The sequence below is a fragment of the Microcoleus sp. S36a_B3 genome (assembly GCF_036700745.1).
Lineage (GTDB): Bacteria > Cyanobacteriota > Cyanobacteriia > Cyanobacteriales > Microcoleaceae > Microcoleus.
Genome location: NZ_JAUBPN010000014.1, coordinates 1,059 through 20,070 on the forward strand (window position 1 = coordinate 1,059; position 19,012 = coordinate 20,070).

Here is a 19,012-nt window from a genome sequence, read left to right on the forward strand (position 1 = left end):
GGAACACCGACGCCATCGGTAACGCCATCGGTAACACCGACGCCATCGGGAACACCGACGCCATCGGGAACACCGACTCCATCGGGAACACCGACGCCATCGGTAACGCCATCGGTAACACCGACGCCATCGGGAACACCGACGCCATCGGGAACACCGACGCCATTGGGAACACCGACTCCATCGGGAACACCAACAACCAACAACATCCCCAACGATGACTGCATCTGCGATGACATTGACTATCCCAATTTAAACCAACCGAATTCAGTTGAAAACACCATACTCGGTGTACCGGGCATTCAAATAGGGACTGCCAAAAATGATGAATTACTGGGTAGCAACACGGGCAATATATTCGATGCCAAATCCGGGGATGACAACTTGTATGGTGGCGATAGCAGCGACATTCTCAACGGTAACAAAGGCAATGATTTTATCAGCGGCGGCACAGGTGATGACATCTTATTTGGAGATGAAAATAATGACATTATTCTGGGCGAATTGGGCAACGATTTAATCTTTGGAGGCAAAGGCAATGACTCTATCAACGGCCGCGAAGGTGACGACATCGTTTATGGGAACAGAAATGATGATTTCATCGACGGCGGTAAGGGTAATGACAGCTTATTTGGAGGCAAAGGTGATGACATAATCCTTGGCAGTGAGGGAGATGATTATTTGTTAGGAAATGAGGGCTCAGATACCATCTGTGGCGGTGAAGGTAACGATTTAATCAACGGTGACACAGGAGCAGATATCCTGGGAGGCTGTGCGGGAAATGATACTCTTTTTGGAGGTGCAGATAACGATACTCTTACTGGTGGAAAAGGCGACGATTTCATTGATGGAGGTATGGGAAGTGACAGTTTGATTGGCGGTAGCGGCAATGATATCTTTGTCTTAAATGCAGCTCAAGGATTTGACATTATTGCTGATTTTACCGCTGGTCAAGATTTGATTGGATTGAGCGGTGGTTTGAGTTTTGGACAGTTGGAAATAACTCAAAATACTCAGGGTACAATCATCAAAAACCTCTTGACAGGGGAACAGTTAGGTGTTATGGTCGGAGTAAAGGCGGATGCAATTACAGTGGCTAACTTCATGCTGGTTTAGGAAATTAAGAAAAGTGCGATCGCCCATTAAATCCACAAAGAACGATCGCACTTAAATCCAAATCAACAATTGATATCACATCTGACGCTGAAATTCGTCCAAAACATCCATCAACTTAACTTGACACTGCATCGGAATCAAATCGGCCAGCGGCACTTCTCGCTTGCCGCCGCCCAACTTGATTGAAATTCCTTGCAAAACTCCTTCAACTTTGTCAGTATCTAAATTGCCCTTTTCCAGCATTGAATAAAGTTGTTGGGCAACCACCGTATGCAGGTGGGCATCACGGAGATACAAATGCCACTTGGCAATGTCAATGTAGACATTTTCGCCGATTTCGGCTGCTAAGGATTCGATCGCCTGAGTAGTATTAGCCATATAAAAAGCAGAAAGTTATTGGTGATCCGTCAAAAAAAGTTAACCGATCGCCGACAACTGCCTTCAGCCAGAATCTTTGGTGACGGGCGAATAATCGGCGATCGCAAAAATGAAAATCGCGTGGGCCAAAACTACTAGAGCCCATCCACCCGTTACCGAAATTGCCCAAGGCCAATCAGCCTTTTGCAAATTGTGAACAAACCACAAAACAGAATTGGTAGCAGAAAAAAGACCGACATGGATAGCAAAATTCATCCGGTCATCTAAACGGCGGTACTCTGGATCGTTGCGATCGGGTTTGCGGGGCCAACGAGGAGGCATAGTTTTTCACATGATATTAGTAGTTCTGTGCCTATTTTAATCTTAAGCGCAGCTTTTTGAATTCTGCATCCCTCTCAAGACAGGAAATTTATTCCTCTAAATTTTGATAATCCCCCGATTTGCCGCCGCTTTTACTTACCAGACGAATCGATTCAATGGCGATCGACTTTTCCAAAGCCTTCGCCATATCGTACAAAGTCAGCGCCGCCACCGAAACCGCCGTCAGCGCCTCCATTTCCACCCCAGTTTCCGCCTTAATCTTCACCGTCGCCCGAATTTGATATCCCGGCAACCCAGCATCCGGTATCACCTGCACCTTCACGCTACTCAGCTGCAGAGGGTGACACAGAGGAATCAAATTAGCCGTCTGCTTAGCCGCCATAATCCCAGCCAGCCTCGCAGTGCCCAACACATCCCCTTTCGGCGCATTCCCCGCTTCGATCGCAGCAAACGTATCCGCCGACATCCGCACCCGCCCCGCGGCCACAGCTTGCCGTACAGTTGCCACTTTTGCCGAAACATCCACCATTTGGGCTTCCCCGCTGTTGTCGAGGTGAGTTAGCTGCGGGCGATCGGGCAATTTAGAAATATTTTGAGAAAGGTCTTGCATTATTTTGAGAATGGTGTTACTGTTAGATTCTGTGCGGAACAGAGATTGTTCAATTTTAGATTAAATCTAAAATTTCAACTCTCCAAGCAACAGGGGCTTGTAGCTTAGTTGGATAGAGTGCATGGCTACGAACCATGAGGTCGGGGGTTCGAATCCCTCCAAGCCCATTAAACAGATAATAAGTTGGTAGTGAGGACTTCAGTCCTCTTTTTTATTGGGAGTTAAGAAGGACTAAAGTCCTCACTACTAACCAAAACCTCAGTCGTCTTTTTTACTGGGAGTTAAGCAGCACTAAAGTCCGAACGATCAAACCGATTGTCACCTATTCAAAGCATAGACATCTTTGCCGCGCCCGATCGCAAATTGCAGCGAATGAGACAAACTCTTGCTAGACAAAGTAACAAAAATCAGGAAAGCTAACACACTGACAGCAGCCGCCAAACCAAACATATTTCTGTAGCCGACTTGTTCAGCAGCAAAGCCTAAAATCGGGCCAGCCAGCGCAATTCCCAAATCAAACCCGCCAATACAAAGCGAAAACAATCGGCCCCTTTCTTGAGGTTCGCACCTGTCCGACATCAGCGTCACCATCATCGGCATAACAGTACCGCCCGCCGCACCTTCAAACAAAGCTGCTAGCAAAAAAGCATTGCTGTTGTTAGCAAAATACAACAATAACATCGACACGGAATAACAGATCAAGCCGGCAGAAATAAACAAACCGCGCCCGTATTTGTCCGAAGCTCGCCCCGTCAACAACCGCACACCGAAACTAGCCACAGCCGCTGTAGAATAAAATAATCCCGGATTCAAATTAACCTTAGTTTCTTGGAGAAACAAAGGCATGAAAGTGCTCAAAGTTCCGAAGACCAAACCAACCAGCAATAACACCAAAGCCGGAATCCGCACCCTGGGATTCCACAACATTTGCCAGTATTTTTGGCGTTTTTTTTCCTCAAATAGCGAATCGGATTTTGTTAACTCAGCAAAATTAGGTTCGGCAATTTTGGTAGTGAGAAATACACCAATTGTGGCTAAAGCCGCCGACATCGCAAACAAAAAAGGATAGCCGAGCCCAGCTTGCACAAAGCCGCCAATCGCCGGGCCAAAGGCCAAACCGATAGGAGTTACCAAACTCATATAACCGATTAATTCGCCCCGCTTTCCTGGGGGCGACAAATCTGTCACCAAAGCGCTGTAAGCTGTGGTAAAAGCGGCGATGCTAATGCCATGAAAAGCCCTGATACATAACAGTAAGGGGATAGATTTAGCGAACAGGTAGGTTATGGGGGCAAGGGCAGCCACTGACACCCCTAGCAGCAAAACTTGTTTTCGCCCCCTGCTGTCGGCTATTTTACCCAACTGCGGCCTCGACAGCAAAAGCCCGATCGCAAATGCACCCATCACAAAGCCAATTTGCTGTTTTGTACCGCCTACAGATTGAACGTACAACGGCAAAGTTGGCAGCAGCGAAGCCAAACTCGACCAAAATAACAAGCCTGCGGCAAACAAAGTCAGCAAGCCGCGTTTGCGTTGGGGCTCGATGTCCCTAAAAATATTCAAGATGCGAATTCCCTTTAAATTTTCTGAGTGCGCTCAAGCTGAGGTCAAGTGTATCTATCATTGTGTTGCAATTTCTTAATATTTGCAACTAAAAAAGTTAATATTCTACTCACAGTCAACCGCAAACAGTTAACAGTCAGCAGTCAGTAGGGGCGGTGCCCCCGTGCCCGCCCTCTTAACTTAACAGTCAACCGCAAACAGTCAGCAGTCAACAGCCAACAGTCAACAATCAACAATCAACAGTCTTACCAATTAACCTCTGCGCTTTCCTCTATCACCCGCTGATAAACCCACTCGGTTTCCATCGCCAACTTCGGCCAACTAAACCGGCGTTCCAAATCCTCATAAGCATTGTCAACCAACCACCGCCCATAACCCTGATTTTTCAGCACTTCCAAAATTCCCCAAGCCAAAGAATCCCGATTATTTGCTTTAGTAACAACGCCAGTTTTAGTATGCTGCACAACTTCCGGTAAGCCGCCCGTATCGGAAACTACCACCGGCACCCGGGCTGCAAAACTTTCTAACGCTACAATCCCAAAAGGTTCGTAAAGACTGGGGAAAACCGCGCAGTCAGCCACCGTCTGGAATTTGTCGAGATGTTCCTCAAACATGAAGCCGGTAAAATAACACTTATGCCAAATTCCTAAATCCCAAGCCTGATGTTTTAGATAGTCTGTATTGCCACCGCCAATAATTACAATTTTAGCTTTTCCCCCCATTTCCCAAATTACTTTAGGTGCAGCATTCAAAAATACAGAAATACCTTTTTCATAGCTAATTCTTCCTACATAATAAACAATTTTTTCATCGTCTGCTGCAAATTGACGGCGGAAGTTTATCGCGTCAGATTCGGGCAGCCTGGGTTTTTTTTCGGCTCTAATTCCGTTGTAAATTACCTCTATTTTGTTCCACGGAGTCGATAGTACCCGTTCGACTTCCCGCCGCATATAGTCGCTGCAAACAATTACCCGCCAAGCGTTGTAAGCGAGGTTGTTTTCCTTGGTGTTAATGTAGCGCTGTCCGTCATTGTGGATGCCGTTGAAGCGCCCGTATTCGGTGGCGTGGATGGTGGCAATTAGGGGGATTTTAAAGGTATGCTTGAGGGCGATCGCAGCATCTCCCACTAACCAGTCGTGAGCGTGGATCAGATCGAAGGAGCCTTCTTCTAGTATCAGTTTGCCACCAAGGTGGCCCATGCTTTGGTTGAGGTTGGCCACCCAGTGAAAAAAGTCCGTGGCGTGTCCCACTACCACCCGATGCACCTGTATTCCTTCTACCACTTCATACATCGGCGCGTGTCCGAACTCTACAGTAATTAGGTGAATCGAGTGGCCTAGCTTCACCAATTCTGGATACAGTTCCGATACGTGGCGAGCGATGCCGCCTACTATTCTGGGAGGAAATTCCCAGGCTAATACCAAAATTTTCATATTTCTGTGCTCCCAAGAATTTATATATCTTAATGTTGATTGTTAACTATTTTATTGTATAATCGCATACCTTATTTTTTAGTAAAGGCAAATTTATGCCCGAAGGCTGACAGCATGGAAAATTATGCAGAAACCGGGTGTTGGCAGGAATTGCTCGATCGCCCGCTTGTTGCCTCCAAAACCCGGTTTCTGCAATAGTTGGGCTGCGCCAGTTTCGGGCGATCGGGCTTACCCTTGCTTCAAAATCGGTTCTAATTCGCGGCGAAAACTCATCCAAGCAGCCGCCGATGCAGAATTGGAAGCAGCACCCTTACGCATCAAAATCGCGCCGTCTTCAAAGCCAACTATTCCGTATTCTCCTGATTTGGACATTCGATCGATCTGCGGGACGATCGCCTGCAACTGTCCCCGTTCCCGCCGAAACGCAGCCTGATACTGCTGTAACTGCCACATATCGGCAATTACATATTCCATCTTCACCGCTTTCCCCGCATCATTACGCAGTTCAAACATCGGAAACCTGAGAATTTCGCGGCGGCTTGACAAAATTGGCACAATACTATTCGTTGCGGCCACGCTAGCATCCGCAGGAATTTGAGCCAAAAGTGGCCGGACTTGAGAAACGTGCTGCCACTGTCGGATCAAAGGAACCTGCACCCAAGGGGCGATCGCATCGGGTAAAATCCAAGAAAAAGTCCGGTTTGGGTTAGACGTGAAGGTAAAAAATAGCGACAAGCAGATGCAAAACCCCCAAAAGCGGCGAAACTTTGAAGACGAAGAGAAAGGCAAAACTGCTGAAGGAAAACGCAAAATTGTTTGTTCTCCCCTCTTAATTTTATCCTCTTCCTTTTGGCGATCGGCCCACCACAAAATCGCCCCGTAAAACAGCCCTGGAACCACAGTCATCGCATAGCGAATATTAATCGCCAGCACAGACTCTCCTTTCGCTAAAAATAGCTTCAGCAGCGGAAATCCAGCGATCGTCCAAGACGCAGGCGCGAAGGCAGGAACCAAAGCTAACGGCAACCACTGACCGAGCAAGTATTTGATTTTACCAAAGAACGGCGTAAATAACGCAGCCGCCAACCGGCCGGGATTGCTAACCATTCCCCAAAGAATTTCCAGCGTCGAAGCTTCATCTCCATCGGCATATTGACCGAAGCGTTCGATCATAAACCGCTGGGAGATGTCAGCAGAAAATAAAGGCATAATCAGATTCGTCAGGACGATCATATAACCAAAACTGAGCGCGCAGACAGCTAAACCAGTCCGAGGATAGCGTCGGCTCAAAATTAGATAAACTCCCACCCCAAATAAAACAACTCCCCCATCTTCTCGCACAGCCAAAATTAAAGTGGCCAGAACCCCAAACAATGGCCACCAGCGCTTCTCCATCGCCAGCAGCAAGCTAAAAACATAAAGCGGAATTTGACAAACATCATGAAAATTGCCCAAAGTCGGGCCGATCACCGCGTTAGCGCAATAATAGCTCAACACAATTGCCGCCGACAGCCGCGGTTCTAGATAGTGTCTGGCGAGAACCCAGAGCACTAAACCAGCCGCCGTAACTAAAGTCACCTGCAACACCGTCAAAGTGACAGGCGAGGGAAACAAAGAGTAAATAGGCAGCCACAGCATCAGTGCCGGGGTGAAATGCTGCCCCAATCGGTAATAGGATACCGACGGGAGCTCATTTTGGTGAACCACATTAGTGGACAAAGCCGAAGACAGGGAACTCTCAAACAAGTGACCCCGAGTGCCGTTCCAAAAAAGTTGATTGAAAATGCCTTGGTCGTAAGTAGCGTAAAAGTTGTAGTAGCGGTGCAGCGTCAGCAGCAGGCACAGCACAAAAAAGGCGACAGCCACTTTTACCACCACCTGCAGCGACTCATTTTTCTTCCATCTCAAAAATGTCATTGGCCCGCCGTAATGAAATCATCGGACATTAGCATAAATCTAAAGCAAGTATTAAATTAAAGTAGAAGTGAAATAACTCGGCTCGGCAATGGTCAATTATTTTCACCCGATCGAAAAAGTCAACAGCGTCAATCCCGCACCAGGCACCGGCGACACCGACAGTTCTCCCGAACTGCCGGCCAATCCCGCACCGCTTTTACAGCTTTTGCTGTTCGTAGACAAGCGTTCCTCTTCTAGGGAACAGACCAGACACATCCGCAAGTTTCTACAGGATTTGAAGGCAGAGTGCGATTTCGATCTTCAAATCGTCGATGTAGGAGAACAGCCGGATTTAGCCGAACACTTTAAACTTGTAGCTAGTCCCTCCCTGCTCAAAATTCATCCAGAGCCCCGACAAACTCTCGCCGGCACCAATCTGATCGCCCAACTCAAACAGTGCTGGCCCCGCTGGAAGCGTGCTGTAGAAGAATATGCCGCCCAGCAGCAGTCTGCCCCAGCTCTGACGGCATCAGCTCTGGCAGACCCAAAACCAATTTATTCGGTTGCTTGCGCTACTGAGCTCGTGCAACTTGCGGATGAAGTTTTTCGGCTAAAACAGGAAAAAGAACACCTGCAAGAGCAGTTGCAGTTGAAAGATCGGATTATTGCGATGCTGGCTCACGACTTGCGGAATCCTTTGACGGCGGCATCTTTGGCTTTGGAGACTTTGGAGTCAACTCAGAAGGTGAAAGAGGGGGAAAAGTCGCGTTTGACACCCGCTCTGGCGGCTTATTTGATGAAACAAGCCCGCAACCAAATCCGAATTGTTGATCGAATGATTACAGATATCCTCGAAGCGGCCAGGGGCACAAACGCTCAACTTCACATCCAAACAAAAAAAATTGAACTGGGAGCGATTTGTCAAGATGTAATCCTGGAATTTCAAGATAAATTTCAGGCGAAAAGTCTGAAATTAGAAATAGACATTCCCGCAGATTTGCCCTTGGTTTATGCCGATCCCGATCGCATGAAACAAGTGATTGCTAACCTGCTAGACAACGCCAGCAAGTACACCCCAGAGGAAGGAACTGTTAGTATTTCTATGCTCCACCGCACTGCTTACAAGGTTCAAGTGAGCATTTGTAACAGCGGCCCTGGTATTCCTCAAGAAGATTGTGCAAGCATTTTTGAAGACAGCTTTCGCTTGCAGCGAGATAAATCAAAATACGGTTACGGCATTGGGCTGTCTCTTTGTCAAGGCATTATCCGCGCCCATTACGGTCAAATTTGGGTGGACTCTGTACCCGATCGAGGCACTTGTTTTCACTTTACTTTGCCTCTTCAAAAATAGTTGATGGTTGACTGTTCACTGTTGACTGTTGACTGTTCAACTCGATCGCAGTGCAGCGATAATCTGTTCGTTGGCTTTGGGGAAAGTAAACTGGTCAATTTCGTCGAGTGACACCCAGCGAATTTCATCGCACTCGATCGTTTGCGGTTCCCCGCTGACGTGGCGGCAGTGGTGTACGTAGAGTCTAACTGTAAATTTAGTGTAGTCGTGGTCAATTGTAATCAGGCGATCGCCCACTTCGACGACAATTCCCAACTCTTCCATAATTTCCCGTTGTATGCAAGCTTCGATCGTTTCCCCAGGCTCTATTTTACCGCCCGGAAACTCCCAAAAACCCCCGTGTAGTCCGTGTTGTCGGCGCTTGTCAATCAAAATTTGTTGTCGGTCATTCCAGATCGCAGCAACGCCGATAACTTTGTGGGGCACAGGAGAAAGAGACATATTATATTAATTGGGAATTGGGAATTGGGAATTGGTCATTGGGAATTGGGAATTGGGAATTGGGAATTGGTCATTGGGAATTGGTCATTGGGAATTGGGAATTGGGAATTGGTCATTGGTCATTGGTCATCGGTAATTTAGTAATAATATCAATAATTATTCAATTATTTAATCTAAAATCTAAAATCTAAAATCTAAAATATTAAGCCCCCATCTTCCGAGGGGGGCTTGACATTTGCAGAGCTTAAATGTTAGTAACCGACTAATCTTCCGAGCCGTGTCTCTCACTGGCTTGTATCGACTTTTCAAAAGTCATGCGCTGTTCGGCATTTTTGAGAAAATAACCGCTAATCATGGCCGAGGCGAGCAATCTACCCAAATGTTCGCGACTGGTAGTCACTGTCACCCCGAAGTGTTCCGAAGGCAAATTTCCCAAGAGTCCGACAATATTTCGCTCCATTACTTGAAACACTTCATGAGAAGTCGGTTTAGACAACTGAGAAACAGTGTCGGGAGCCATTGACTGCACGTATTGCCATAATAAATTGGCATTTTCTCCGTCTTCTTCAAAAAATTCTGGGGACTTATTAGATGAATTACTCACGAGTACCTCCGTTTCAGAGACAGCTTATTATTTGAGATGCGGGCAGTTAAATTAAATAACCCTTACCTTATCCGATCGCTGTTGATCTTTATTACTAAGTAATTACTAATGTAGCAGGACAGTCGGCACAACCAAGTGGGCACAACCGAATTAAAGGCGACGGTTTTTACTATTTTAGATTGGGAATTCGCGCTCGGGTGTGTGCGGGCGCAATCCCCAATCTAGCTAGCTGGCGAGATAATCGTTGATATCTTGCTTGCGCTTGCGGAGTTTGGTCAAGGCTTCCCGTTCGATTTGCCGCACCCGTTCCCGACTGATGTTGAGACGATCGCCTATTTTTGCCAAAGTTAAGGTTTGACCGTCTTCTAAACCGAACCGCAAGGCGAGGACTTCTCGCTGTTGCTGAGTCAGTTCCGCCATCAGGTGATCTAGGTCAGTCCGCAGGGAAGATTGCAGGGCAAAATCTTCTGGGGTAGTACCGGTATCTTCCAACAAATCGCCCAACTCTGTATCTTGATTGTCTCCCACGCGCAAGTCTAGGGAAAGCGGGAGGCGCGCGCGATCGAGATATTCGCGAATTTGCTTGGGAGTCAAATCTAACTCAGCAGCCAATTCAGCAGGAGTAGCCGCGCGGCCGAGCTGTTGAGCTAGCTGGCGCTGAGCTTTTTTAATTTTGTTGAGTTTTTCGGTAATGTGGATCGGCAGGCGAATGGTGCGACCTTTTTCGGCGATCGCCCGCGTAATTGCCTGACGAATCCACCAATAAGCATAAGTTGAAAATCTGTAGCCCTTTGTCGGGTCAAATTTTTCTACTCCCCGCTGCATCCCGATCGTCCCTTCCTGAATGAGGTCGAGTAAATCTACGTTGCGCTTGATATATTTTTTGGCGACAGACACTACCAGGCGGAGATTTGCTTCCACCATTTGGCGTTTGGCCCTTTCGCCGTGGTCGATCGTCCGCTGCAACTGTGCCTCAGACAGCCCGACTGCCTGTGCCCATTCAGCCGCCGTCGGGTCGCGGCCTAACTCTTCGGCTAAAATCTTTTTCTCCTGATGCAGTGCGGCAGATCGCTGTACCTGTTTCCCGTAGAGTATTTCTTGCTCATGGGTCAACAGGGGAACGCGGCCGATTTCCCGCAAGTAAGCACGAACAGAATCTGTATCTGAGGACTTAAGAGTTTTCATGAGCTTTTCCCGCTGAGGATCTTTGCCTATAAAGGTTTGCGGTAGTCGCAAACCTTTAGTTTTAGTTGAGAAGGAAAGCGGGCGGGGATTTGCGCTTTCCTTCCATTTAAAGAGGCTTCGTTTTATGGTAGCTAGCTGCTACTCCCACTCAGCACCATCTCAGGTTAGGTTTTGGTTGGGGGGTGCAAAATACTACTTGTGTTAAGAATCTTAACATTTGTGAGAGCGGTTAGCTACATTTCTTTACATTTATTTCATGCAAGGCTGCACTGTATAGGTTTGAGAGTACCCGCAAACTAATTTTAGAGTTGCATCGTGTTAAACAAAATCAGCCAAATCTCAGAGGGGGAGATGGGGAGGGGGAGATGGGGAGAGGGGGAGAGGGGGAGAGGGGAGATGGGGAGAGGGGGAGAATTAGGAAAATCTTCCTTGATGCTCCCAAAAATAGTCAACTGACTACTGACTACTGACTACTGACTACTGAGATAGAGGGCGGGCACCGGGGCACCGCCCCTACCACTGACTACTGAGAGAGAGGGCACGCACGCACCATCCACCGCCCCTACCAACAGTCAACAGTCAACAGTCAACAGTCAACTGACTAATGACTAATGACTTCTTTGTCGTTGAGCTTCGTACAGGATGAGGGCAGAGGCGATGGACACATTTAATGATTCTACGCTGCGGCTGAGGGGGATTTGGATTTGTCGATCGGCCAAACTTCTCAATTCGGCTGACAATCCAGCACCTTCGTTACCCAAAACGATCAGAGTCGGCACTCGCAAATCTACTTCCCAATAAGTTAAACTCGCACCGGCAACGGTTGCTAATATTTGCATTCCCCGATTTTTGTACCCGGAGACTTCGGCGGTTAAATCTGGAGTGACTGCTACGGGTAGCTTAAACCAAGCTCCTGCTGAGGCGCGCAGCACTTTGGGATGGTCAAAATCGGCGCTGTCTGCGCTCAGCAGCAAACCGTCGGCATTAGCAGCCGCGGCCGTGCGGACGATCGCCCCCAAGTTGCCTGGATCTTGGATAGTTTCGAGGGCTATTCCTAAAGTTGATATTTCTGCCGGCGCTGTGGCGGTGCGGGGTGCGGTGGCGATAATGCCGTCTGGTTTAACTGTGGTGGCGATCGACTCTAATACTTTTTCACTGACTAATTCTGTGCGATCGGCCAAACTACCAATTTGCTCCCACAATTTCCCGTGGCGATCCAACCATTCGGGAGTGCAGCAAACTGTTTCTAGCGGGTGTTTAGCGGCGCAAGCTTCTTCGAGCAAATGCGTCCCTTCTAGTAAAAATAATTGTTGTTCCCTGCGTCCCTTCGAGCTGTGCAGCTTGCGGATTTCTTTGACTAGGGGGTTTTGAATACTTGTCAGCATTGTGTTAATTCAGCAGAGCGAATGGGGTTATTTCCTGTATCGGGTTAACCCCAAACTTTTTTCTGCCTTGAGAATGCGGAACCCGGGACTTGAACCCGGAAGGCTTGCACCACATGAACCTGAATCATGCGCGTCTACCAATTCCGCCAGTTCCGCATCGGTCACGAATTAATACTATGCACTATGTTCCCAAATTTGTCAAGTGTTTTTGGCAATTAAATTTTTATTGGGAATGCGAGTGTTAACTAAACTTCAATACATGGCATAAATGTTCGATCGCCCTGTCAACCGCAAATTTAAGGCAGATTGACACAGATTGACGGAGATAATTTCGATTTTTTAGCGATCGAATGAAGCGAATTCAAGTTGAATGCTGACATTGGTGGAAAAACTTAATATTGCCTGAGTCCCTTGGCTGATGATGTTAAAATTGTATAGGCAGATAGTTCTCATCTCGGCTACCTATGTCTGAGCCATTAATCCTCGATCCGAGTCAGTTGCCAGATCTTAGCAACTTAGTTCTAGAAGACGATACTCCTTTGGATAGCTTCATTAACGAAAAACAGCAGCGACTGCTGACAACGGTTTTGTATAGCGGTGGCGATACAGGGATTACTGTTCCGTTTATTGCGGCGGCAAATGTTGGTTTGTTCAGCAGCATACGTCAACCGGGAGTCGCCCCGGATGTTTTTCTCAGTATCAATATTACTGGTGCTGAGGATTGGTGGGAAAGAAAAGTGCGATCGTATTTATTTTGGGAATTTGGCAAACCTCCCGAAATTGCGATCGAAATTGTTTCCCCAACTCCGGGAAATGAATTAAGCAGCAAGTTAATAGACTACGCTCGAATGCGAATCCCCTATTATGTTGTGTACGATCCGCTACGGGAGTTGAGAGGTAGCACGCTGCGAGTTTTTGAGTTGCAGAATCAATCCTACGCGCCCAAAACTGATGCTTGGTTTCCCGAAGTCGGTTTGGGACTAACTCTGTGGGAAGGTGAATTTGAAAAGGTGGGTGGTACTTGGTTGCGCTGGTGCTATCCTAGTGGCGATCCCATTCCTACAGGCGACGAACTGGCGGCACAAAAAGATGCTCAGTTATCTCAAAAAGATGCTCAGTTATTGGAGGAACAAGCGCGGACTAAACGAGCATTTATTCAGATGATCGAACTCGGTTTGAGACTGAAATTTGGAGAGGAAGGATTGCTGCTGCTTGATGAAATTTCGGCAATTTCTGATGTTGCTGTTTTGCAGGCGATCGCATCTGGCATAGCAGCAGCCAACAACCTCGATGAAATTCCCCAAATTTATCAATCATAATTTTACAAAGTTAGTAATATCATGTTTGTTTAATTGGCAATTATATCATAATATTTTTTGCTAGGGGCGGGTTCACCAACATTTTTTAATTCCCACAGACAATCTCCAACAACCCGCCCGCGCCAAGCGACACAAATTAGAGCGCCCGCTAATCTCAGAAACCCGGTTTCTTCCTATATTTTTCCTGTTCAACTCAAATTTATCGGAGAAACCGGGTTTCGACGCACTAATTGAGAAATGAAAATTTAATAATTTAAACATCTGCCACACTTTTCTCTCTTCAGAAGCGGTGAGGTAAAGAGAGGTAGAGCCTGGTAATATTGTTTCCGCTTGCATTGGAATGATTTAACCGGCGCTAGAACACAGAGTACACAGAGTCCGAGAATATATATCTGAATCATTCGGATGCTACAGGATTTGATATAACGAGCAATTTAACGCTTGGTTCGTAGTGCAGACTTTAGTCTACACTACGAACCAATTTTATCGTTGTAAATCGACCGAACACGATATTAATCGGCTAAATCGGGAAAAACTTCGCGTACCGCCGGATGCACTAATCGGTGATTCTGCACGTTCAATCCCTTCGCCAAACTCGGATTCATTTCCAATGCTTTAATCCCGTTATTTGCTAACTCCAAAACATAGGGCAAAGTGCTGTTATTCAAAGCTATGGTCGCTGTCCAAGGCACTGCGCCGGGCATATTTGGTACGCCGTAATGCACAACTTCTTCCTCAATATAAGTAGGATTTGTGTGAGAAGTTACTCGCAAAGTTTCCACGCAGCCGCCTTGGTCAACGGCTACGTCAACAATTACAGAACCGGGGTGCATTTTGGCAACAAATGCGCGAGAAACGAGCACGGGGGCTTTTTTGCCCAATACTAAAACTGCGCCGATTAACAAATCTGCATCGGAGATAACTGCTTCTATTTGTAAAGGACTGCTGTAGAGGTATTCTACTCTGGAACCGAACAGAGTTTCTAAGTAGGCTAAGCGATCGACATTTACATCCAAAATCTGCACTCTAGCGCCCATTCCTACAGCAATACGGGCTGCTTCCGTCCCGACGATTCCGCCGCCCAAAATCACGACTTTGCCCGGTTGTACCCCCGGTACGCCGCCCAAAAGTACGCCTCTGCCGCCTTGCTGTCGTTCCAAAAACCGAGCTCCGAACTGCACGGCCAAACGCCCTGCAATAATGCTCATCGGTGTTAGCAATGGCAATTTCCGGTCGGGGAGTTCGACGGTTTCGTAGGCGATGGCTTGGACTCCGCTGTTGATTAATTGCTGGGTTAATGCGCGATCGGCTGCTAAGTGCAAATATGTAAATAGCAACTGCTCTTTTTGAAGCAGCGGATACTCAACGGGAAGTGGTTCCTTAACTTTAACAATTAGTTGCCGGTTCCAGACATCTGAAGCCTTTGATACAATCTTAGCCCCTGCTTGAAGGTAGTCCTCGTCGGTAAAACCGGCCCCAACACCAGCATTCGTTTCGACGAAAACTGCGTGACCTTTGTCCGAACAAGCCCGGACACTTGTGGGACTGAGCCCTACTCGAAACTCTAAATCTTTGATTTCTTTGGGAACGCCTATTTCCATCTACAACCTCTAAATCTCAGGCTTATGCCGATCGAATCTAACTTAAAAATAATTCCTACCGGAACAATACCATTGGAAATTTTAGATTTGGCAATCCGGCTGGGGCTAGGCGAACAAATTTTTGAGTTTCATCCCGTGGGATTTGAATTGCTTAAATTTTAGATCGATCGCAGATTTAGGGTAGATTAACACGGATTAACGCAGATAATTTCAAGAAGAGTCAATATATTCGATCGATCGCCTATAATTTAACAGGCTTGCACTCAGCGCGTCTCAAAAACAAATGCCACGCATACCTACATTAACATTCGATCGCGGAACGCTATTGTTGCACCCGCCGCCCAAGGGCAGAGACTGGGTGGACTTTGCTACGTGGGACGATCGCGTGGAAAAATTCCGAATTCGGGCAATTCACTACCGCCCGCTGGTAGAATCTCTCCAAGCTGAGTGTACTAATTTCACCGACGAAGCCAAGGGATACGAACCACTCGAACTCGTACCCAGCGTCGAAATGCAGCCTTACCCGCATCAAAAAGAAGCCTTAGCAGCTTGGCAGCAAGCAGGAAGCCAAGGAGTAGTAGTCCTCCCCACCGCTTCCGGCAAAACTTATTTGGCACAATTAGCCATGCAGGTCACGGGTCGCAGTACATTAATTGTAGTACCAACTCTCGATTTAATGCACCAGTGGTACGCTAATTTGAAAGCTGCTTTTCCCGACATCGAAATTGGATTGTTGGGCGGAGGTTCGCGGGACAAAACACCAATTTTAGTGGCAACTTACGACAGCGCCAGCATTCATGCAGAAACTTTAGGTAATAAATACGGGTTGTTGGTTTTTGACGAATGCCACCATTTACCAACGGACTTTTATCGAGTAATATCCGAATATGCGATCGCCCCTTTTCGACTCGGACTGACAGCAACACCAGATCGCACCGACGGCCGCCACAGCGATTTACATTTCCTCGTCGGCCCGACAGTATATAGCAAAAGACCCGAAGATTTGGCAGGCCATGCCTTAGCCGACCATAAAATAGTTCAAATCATGGTCAAACTGTCAAAAGAAGAAACCGACCGCTACAGCGAATTCATGAACATTCGCAACGACTTCTTAAAACAGTCTAACATCAAAATATCCAGCCTCGAAGGATGGAAACAGTTTATCATGGCCAGCGCGCGATCGCCCTTGGGAAGACGCGCCATGCTAGCCCACCGCCAAGCCAAAGAAATCGCCCTTTGTACCGAAGGAAAACTGCGAATTTTAGCTCAAATATTAGCAGAACACTCTCCCCAGCGCACCCTAATTTTCACCGGAGACAACGCCACAGTTTACCGAATTTCCCAAGAATTTCTCATCCCCACAATCACCCACCAAACCCCAGTTAAAGAACGTCACGAAATCCTCGATCGCTTCCGCAGCGGCGAATACAAAACCCTCGTCGCCTCCCACGTCCTCAACGAAGGAGTGGACGTACCCGATGCCAGAATTGCTATTATATTGTCAGGTACAGGAAGCGAACGCGAATACATCCAGAGATTGGGTCGAGTTCTCCGCAAAAGCAGCGATGCAAACAAATTAGCAATTCTCTACGAAGTCGTCACCGAAGACACCAGCGAAGAAAGAACATCTCAGCGCCGCAGAGGAGGAATGCAAGTTCACAAACCCCAACCAAAAGTACAAATAGAACCGCCGCCCACAGCATATCCGAAATTAGAAACTGTCAAACCAACACCAATTTACGGAGTCAACCGAGAGACAACAAAAAAAGCGGCTGAATCACCAGCAAAATGGGGAGAAGATGATGAAATTCCCTGGTAGTCAGCCTAAAAAAGTTAGTTATGAGATGGGTAGTCTTAGCGAAAAGATGGCTATATAATTAAATCACTCCTAGGTTTATTTAAAATCTAAAATCTACAATCGATTTACGGAGTCAACCGAGAGGCGACTAAAAAAGCAGCAGAGTCACCCAGAAATTGGGGAGCCAAAAATGATGATTTCACGGAATTTTTAAGATTTCCCAATTAGTGTATAATCTAAATATTAACTAATTCACATTACTGGAAAATGATCGATATCACACAAATAAGTAACTTTAAAGTCTTCCCCAAACATACAGGAGTTTGGGAGGGAACTTGGACAATCCTCAATGCTGACCTCCAAGAAACCCAGCGTTTTACAGCCGTGTTAACCCAGAAAATTGTGGACAACGAGTGGAGGCAAACTAACGTTCAAACCTATGCCAATGGCAAGAGTGAAACCCAAAACTTTGTGGGTCATGTTGTCGGTGAAGGACAAGTGGAAATTGAAAGTCCTAACTCTATCTTTTCTAACTACAAGACACTAGCCACAGAAGTTGGAGATCATTTGATCGTTTTTCAAATATGGGACAAAGCAACTAACATTCTGAGGGCCGTTGAAACAATAAATCTTGTCAGTGACAATCGGCGAATTCGGACTACCCAAAGCTTGACAGAAGATGGAAAACTTAGGGGAGTTATGGTGATTGTCGAACAAAAAATTGAGTAAAAGTTTTCACTGCTTATGTTACCCACCGATTTATTAAGTCACCGCCAAAATGGGGAATCAATCATCCCTCTCCGCCTGAAGATAGATGCTAAGAACTTAGAAGCAGCTATGGAAACGATCAACTGTTTTCAAGAGTCGATCGGCAAAACCCAAGGCGAACTCGACGGACGATTACTAGAATTAGAAGGCGACAGCCCCGACTATCGCCTCAAACGGGGATTAGCGCACCTCCTCAAAGGCGGTTTCTCCACCTTGGAAGTCGTCAGCCCCCTAGAACCATCAGACTTGAGACAGCGAGTATTTGCGTTGTCAGCGCGATCGACTCCCAGCCCGCAATCCACCCAATTAACCCTCGAAACAGTAGCCACAGAGCTCAGCCAAGACTTAAACAGAGAAGTCGTTACCGAGGAAATCAAAACAGGTTTATACGCCGATTTAAACGAAAACAAAATCCTCACCCAATTTGACGCACCAACACCCGAAAACTTGCTTCACAGATACAACCTTTCTCAAGTTCAAGGCATATTTTATCGCGCCAGTCAAGTCAAATTAACCGCCCACCGCAACGATCCAGGAGAATACAAACTCCTATTTCGCTATCTGAAACTATTTCAGTTAATGACCTACATTGAAGGCGATGCAGACCACGGTTTTACCCTCACAATCGACGGGCCCACAAGCTTGTTTAAACCCAGCACCCGCTACGGCTTAGCCCTCGCCAAAATGCTGCCCGCACTCCTACACGTCACAAAATGGAGTATGCACTCAACCCTGCAAACCAAAGATGCTTTTAGCGGGGTTGTGAAAACAGGTAAATTCACGCTAAATTCCGACTGCGGTTTAGTCAGCCACTATCCCCCAGGCAAACCCTATGATAGTATGTTAGAAGCAGCATTTGCCGACAGGTGGGACAGCTTAAAGACCGAGTGGAAACTCGAACGAGAAGTTGATTTAATTCCGATTCCCGGAAGCGTGATGATTCCCGATTTTCGCTTAGTGCATCCCGACGGGCGAGTGTTTATATTAGAAATAGTTGGCTATTGGCGGCCGGAGTATTTACAAAAAAAATTTGCTCAAGTACAAAAATCTGAATGCGATAATTTGATTTTAGCGATTTCCGAACGTCTAAATTTGGAAAAAGCTGGGGTGAATGTAAAAGATGTGCCAGCAAAAGTAGTTTGGTTTAAAGATAAATTGTTGCCCAAATCAGTGCTGGAAGTCCTCGATGAGGATATATAATATATTTCAATAGGGTTCACTTAAGAAAGATCCCCCTTTTTCA

At 46.8% G+C, this 19,012-nt stretch carries 17 protein-coding genes and 2 tRNA genes; 7 read left to right on the forward strand and 12 right to left on the reverse strand.

Going from position 1 to position 19,012, the window contains the following annotated elements; translation table 11 throughout:
* A partial coding sequence (locus tag QUA01_RS16255) for a calcium-binding protein (RefSeq protein WP_333133121.1) occupies window positions 1-1,116 on the forward strand: 1,116 nt, incomplete at its 5' end.
* A 75-nt stretch (window positions 1,117-1,191) separates the two neighbouring features.
* Here QUA01_RS16255 and QUA01_RS16260 read toward each other — a convergent pair.
* From QUA01_RS16260 to moaC, 3 genes are all read right to left on the reverse strand, one after another.
* Window positions 1,192-1,494, reverse strand: a complete 303-nt coding sequence (locus QUA01_RS16260; RefSeq protein WP_333090964.1) for a DUF3181 family protein — start codon at window positions 1,492-1,494, stop codon at window positions 1,192-1,194.
* 63 nt (window positions 1,495-1,557) lie between these two features.
* The gene (locus QUA01_RS16265) at window positions 1,558-1,815 is read right to left on the reverse strand and encodes a 2TM domain-containing protein (protein ID WP_333090966.1); all 258 of its coding nucleotides are present in this window, start codon (window positions 1,813-1,815) and stop codon (window positions 1,558-1,560) included.
* Between the two features lie 88 nt (window positions 1,816-1,903).
* Window positions 1,904-2,425: a cyclic pyranopterin monophosphate synthase MoaC gene (moaC, locus tag QUA01_RS16270; RefSeq protein ID WP_333090967.1), complete on the reverse strand. Its 522-nt coding sequence runs from the start codon at window positions 2,423-2,425 to the stop codon at window positions 1,904-1,906.
* A 93-nt stretch (window positions 2,426-2,518) separates the two neighbouring features.
* Here moaC and QUA01_RS16275 point away from each other — a divergent pair.
* Window positions 2,519-2,592, forward strand: a tRNA-Arg gene (locus QUA01_RS16275).
* A gap of 151 nt (window positions 2,593-2,743) precedes the next feature.
* On the opposite strand, the gene QUA01_RS16280 is transcribed toward QUA01_RS16275, so the two are convergent.
* The 3 genes from QUA01_RS16280 to QUA01_RS16290 all read right to left on the reverse strand — a co-directional run bounded on the left by QUA01_RS16280 (window position 2,744) and on the right by QUA01_RS16290 (window position 7,338).
* Window positions 2,744-3,988, reverse strand: coding sequence for an MFS transporter (locus tag QUA01_RS16280; RefSeq protein WP_333090969.1), 1,245 nt, complete (start codon window positions 3,986-3,988; stop codon window positions 2,744-2,746).
* Between the two features lie 245 nt (window positions 3,989-4,233).
* Window positions 4,234-5,421 carry a glycosyltransferase family 4 protein gene (locus QUA01_RS16285; RefSeq protein ID WP_333090970.1) on the reverse strand — a complete coding sequence of 396 codons (1,188 nt, stop codon included), beginning with the start codon at window positions 5,419-5,421 and terminating at the stop codon, window positions 4,234-4,236.
* A gap of 228 nt (window positions 5,422-5,649) precedes the next feature.
* Window positions 5,650-7,338, reverse strand: a complete 1,689-nt coding sequence (locus QUA01_RS16290) for a DUF2079 domain-containing protein (protein WP_333090971.1) — start codon at window positions 7,336-7,338, stop codon at window positions 5,650-5,652.
* 88 nt (window positions 7,339-7,426) lie between these two features.
* Here QUA01_RS16290 and QUA01_RS16295 point away from each other — a divergent pair, with 88 nt between their 5' ends.
* On the forward strand, window positions 7,427-8,668 hold the full coding sequence (locus tag QUA01_RS16295) for a histidine kinase (protein ID WP_333090972.1): 1,242 nt from the start codon (window positions 7,427-7,429) through the stop codon (window positions 8,666-8,668).
* A 36-nt stretch (window positions 8,669-8,704) separates the two neighbouring features.
* Here the strand turns inward: QUA01_RS16295 and mutT are convergent, their stop codons facing one another.
* The 5 genes from mutT to QUA01_RS16320 form a co-directional block, all read right to left on the reverse strand.
* Complete coding sequence (mutT, locus tag QUA01_RS16300) at window positions 8,705-9,109, reverse strand: 8-oxo-dGTP diphosphatase MutT (protein ID WP_333090974.1); 405 nt, start codon at window positions 9,107-9,109, stop codon at window positions 8,705-8,707.
* Between the two features lie 262 nt (window positions 9,110-9,371).
* Window positions 9,372-9,713, reverse strand: coding sequence for a DUF760 domain-containing protein (locus QUA01_RS16305; protein WP_194009546.1), 342 nt, complete (start codon window positions 9,711-9,713; stop codon window positions 9,372-9,374).
* A 225-nt stretch (window positions 9,714-9,938) separates the two neighbouring features.
* The gene (locus QUA01_RS16310; RefSeq protein WP_194066910.1) at window positions 9,939-10,898 is read right to left on the reverse strand and encodes an RNA polymerase sigma factor, RpoD/SigA family; all 960 of its coding nucleotides are present in this window, start codon (window positions 10,896-10,898) and stop codon (window positions 9,939-9,941) included.
* Between the two features lie 608 nt (window positions 10,899-11,506).
* Complete coding sequence (locus QUA01_RS16315) at window positions 11,507-12,283, reverse strand: TrmH family RNA methyltransferase (protein ID WP_194067135.1); 777 nt, start codon at window positions 12,281-12,283, stop codon at window positions 11,507-11,509.
* A gap of 74 nt (window positions 12,284-12,357) precedes the next feature.
* Window positions 12,358-12,439 (reverse strand) — tRNA-Leu (locus QUA01_RS16320).
* A gap of 308 nt (window positions 12,440-12,747) precedes the next feature.
* Here QUA01_RS16320 and QUA01_RS16325 point away from each other — a divergent pair.
* On the forward strand, window positions 12,748-13,602 hold the full coding sequence (locus QUA01_RS16325) for a Uma2 family endonuclease (RefSeq protein ID WP_333090977.1): 855 nt from the start codon (window positions 12,748-12,750) through the stop codon (window positions 13,600-13,602).
* A gap of 512 nt (window positions 13,603-14,114) precedes the next feature.
* Here QUA01_RS16325 and ald read toward each other — a convergent pair.
* On the reverse strand, window positions 14,115-15,203 hold the full coding sequence (gene ald / locus QUA01_RS16330) for an alanine dehydrogenase (RefSeq protein WP_333090978.1): 1,089 nt from the start codon (window positions 15,201-15,203) through the stop codon (window positions 14,115-14,117).
* A 283-nt stretch (window positions 15,204-15,486) separates the two neighbouring features.
* On the opposite strand from ald, the gene QUA01_RS16335 reads away from it, so the two are divergent.
* The 3 genes from QUA01_RS16335 to QUA01_RS16345 all read left to right on the forward strand — a co-directional run bounded on the left by QUA01_RS16335 (window position 15,487) and on the right by QUA01_RS16345 (window position 18,969).
* Window positions 15,487-17,022 (forward strand): DEAD/DEAH box helicase, encoded by a 1,536-nt coding sequence (locus QUA01_RS16335; RefSeq protein WP_333090980.1) that lies wholly within the window; start codon window positions 15,487-15,489, stop codon window positions 17,020-17,022.
* 246 nt (window positions 17,023-17,268) lie between these two features.
* Entirely contained in the window at window positions 17,269-17,730 is a 462-nt protein-coding gene (locus QUA01_RS16340; RefSeq protein WP_333090981.1) for a DUF3598 family protein, read from the forward strand.
* 15 nt (window positions 17,731-17,745) lie between these two features.
* Window positions 17,746-18,969: a DUF790 family protein gene (locus tag QUA01_RS16345; protein WP_333090983.1), complete on the forward strand. Its 1,224-nt coding sequence runs from the start codon at window positions 17,746-17,748 to the stop codon at window positions 18,967-18,969.
* Window positions 18,970-19,012 lie beyond the last annotated feature (43 nt).

What these genes read in the sequence shown, in the direction of transcription:
- QUA01_RS16260 (WP_333090964.1), bottom strand. Translation starts at nt 1,494, where the DNA reads ATGGCTAATACTACTCAGGCGATCGAATCCTTAGCAGCCGAAATCGGC.
- QUA01_RS16265 (WP_333090966.1), bottom strand. Translation starts at nt 1,815, where the DNA reads ATGCCTCCTCGTTGGCCCCGCAAACCCGATCGCAACGATCCAGAGTAC.
- moaC (WP_333090967.1), bottom strand. Translation starts at nt 2,425, where the DNA reads ATGCAAGACCTTTCTCAAAATATTTCTAAATTGCCCGATCGCCCGCAG.
- QUA01_RS16285 (WP_333090970.1), bottom strand. Translation starts at nt 5,421, where the DNA reads ATGAAAATTTTGGTATTAGCCTGGGAATTTCCTCCCAGAATAGTAGGC.
- QUA01_RS16290 (WP_333090971.1), bottom strand. Translation starts at nt 7,338, where the DNA reads ATGACATTTTTGAGATGGAAGAAAAATGAGTCGCTGCAGGTGGTGGTA.
- QUA01_RS16295 (WP_333090972.1), top strand. Translation starts at nt 7,427, where the DNA reads ATGGTCAATTATTTTCACCCGATCGAAAAAGTCAACAGCGTCAATCCC.
- mutT (WP_333090974.1), bottom strand. Translation starts at nt 9,109, where the DNA reads ATGTCTCTTTCTCCTGTGCCCCACAAAGTTATCGGCGTTGCTGCGATC.
- QUA01_RS16310 (WP_194066910.1), bottom strand. Translation starts at nt 10,898, where the DNA reads ATGAAAACTCTTAAGTCCTCAGATACAGATTCTGTTCGTGCTTACTTG.
- QUA01_RS16315 (WP_194067135.1), bottom strand. Translation starts at nt 12,283, where the DNA reads ATGCTGACAAGTATTCAAAACCCCCTAGTCAAAGAAATCCGCAAGCTG.
- QUA01_RS16325 (WP_333090977.1), top strand. Translation starts at nt 12,748, where the DNA reads ATGTCTGAGCCATTAATCCTCGATCCGAGTCAGTTGCCAGATCTTAGC.
- ald (WP_333090978.1), bottom strand. Translation starts at nt 15,203, where the DNA reads ATGGAAATAGGCGTTCCCAAAGAAATCAAAGATTTAGAGTTTCGAGTA.
- QUA01_RS16335 (WP_333090980.1), top strand. Translation starts at nt 15,487, where the DNA reads ATGCCACGCATACCTACATTAACATTCGATCGCGGAACGCTATTGTTG.
- QUA01_RS16340 (WP_333090981.1), top strand. Translation starts at nt 17,269, where the DNA reads ATGATCGATATCACACAAATAAGTAACTTTAAAGTCTTCCCCAAACAT.
- QUA01_RS16345 (WP_333090983.1), top strand. Translation starts at nt 17,746, where the DNA reads ATGTTACCCACCGATTTATTAAGTCACCGCCAAAATGGGGAATCAATC.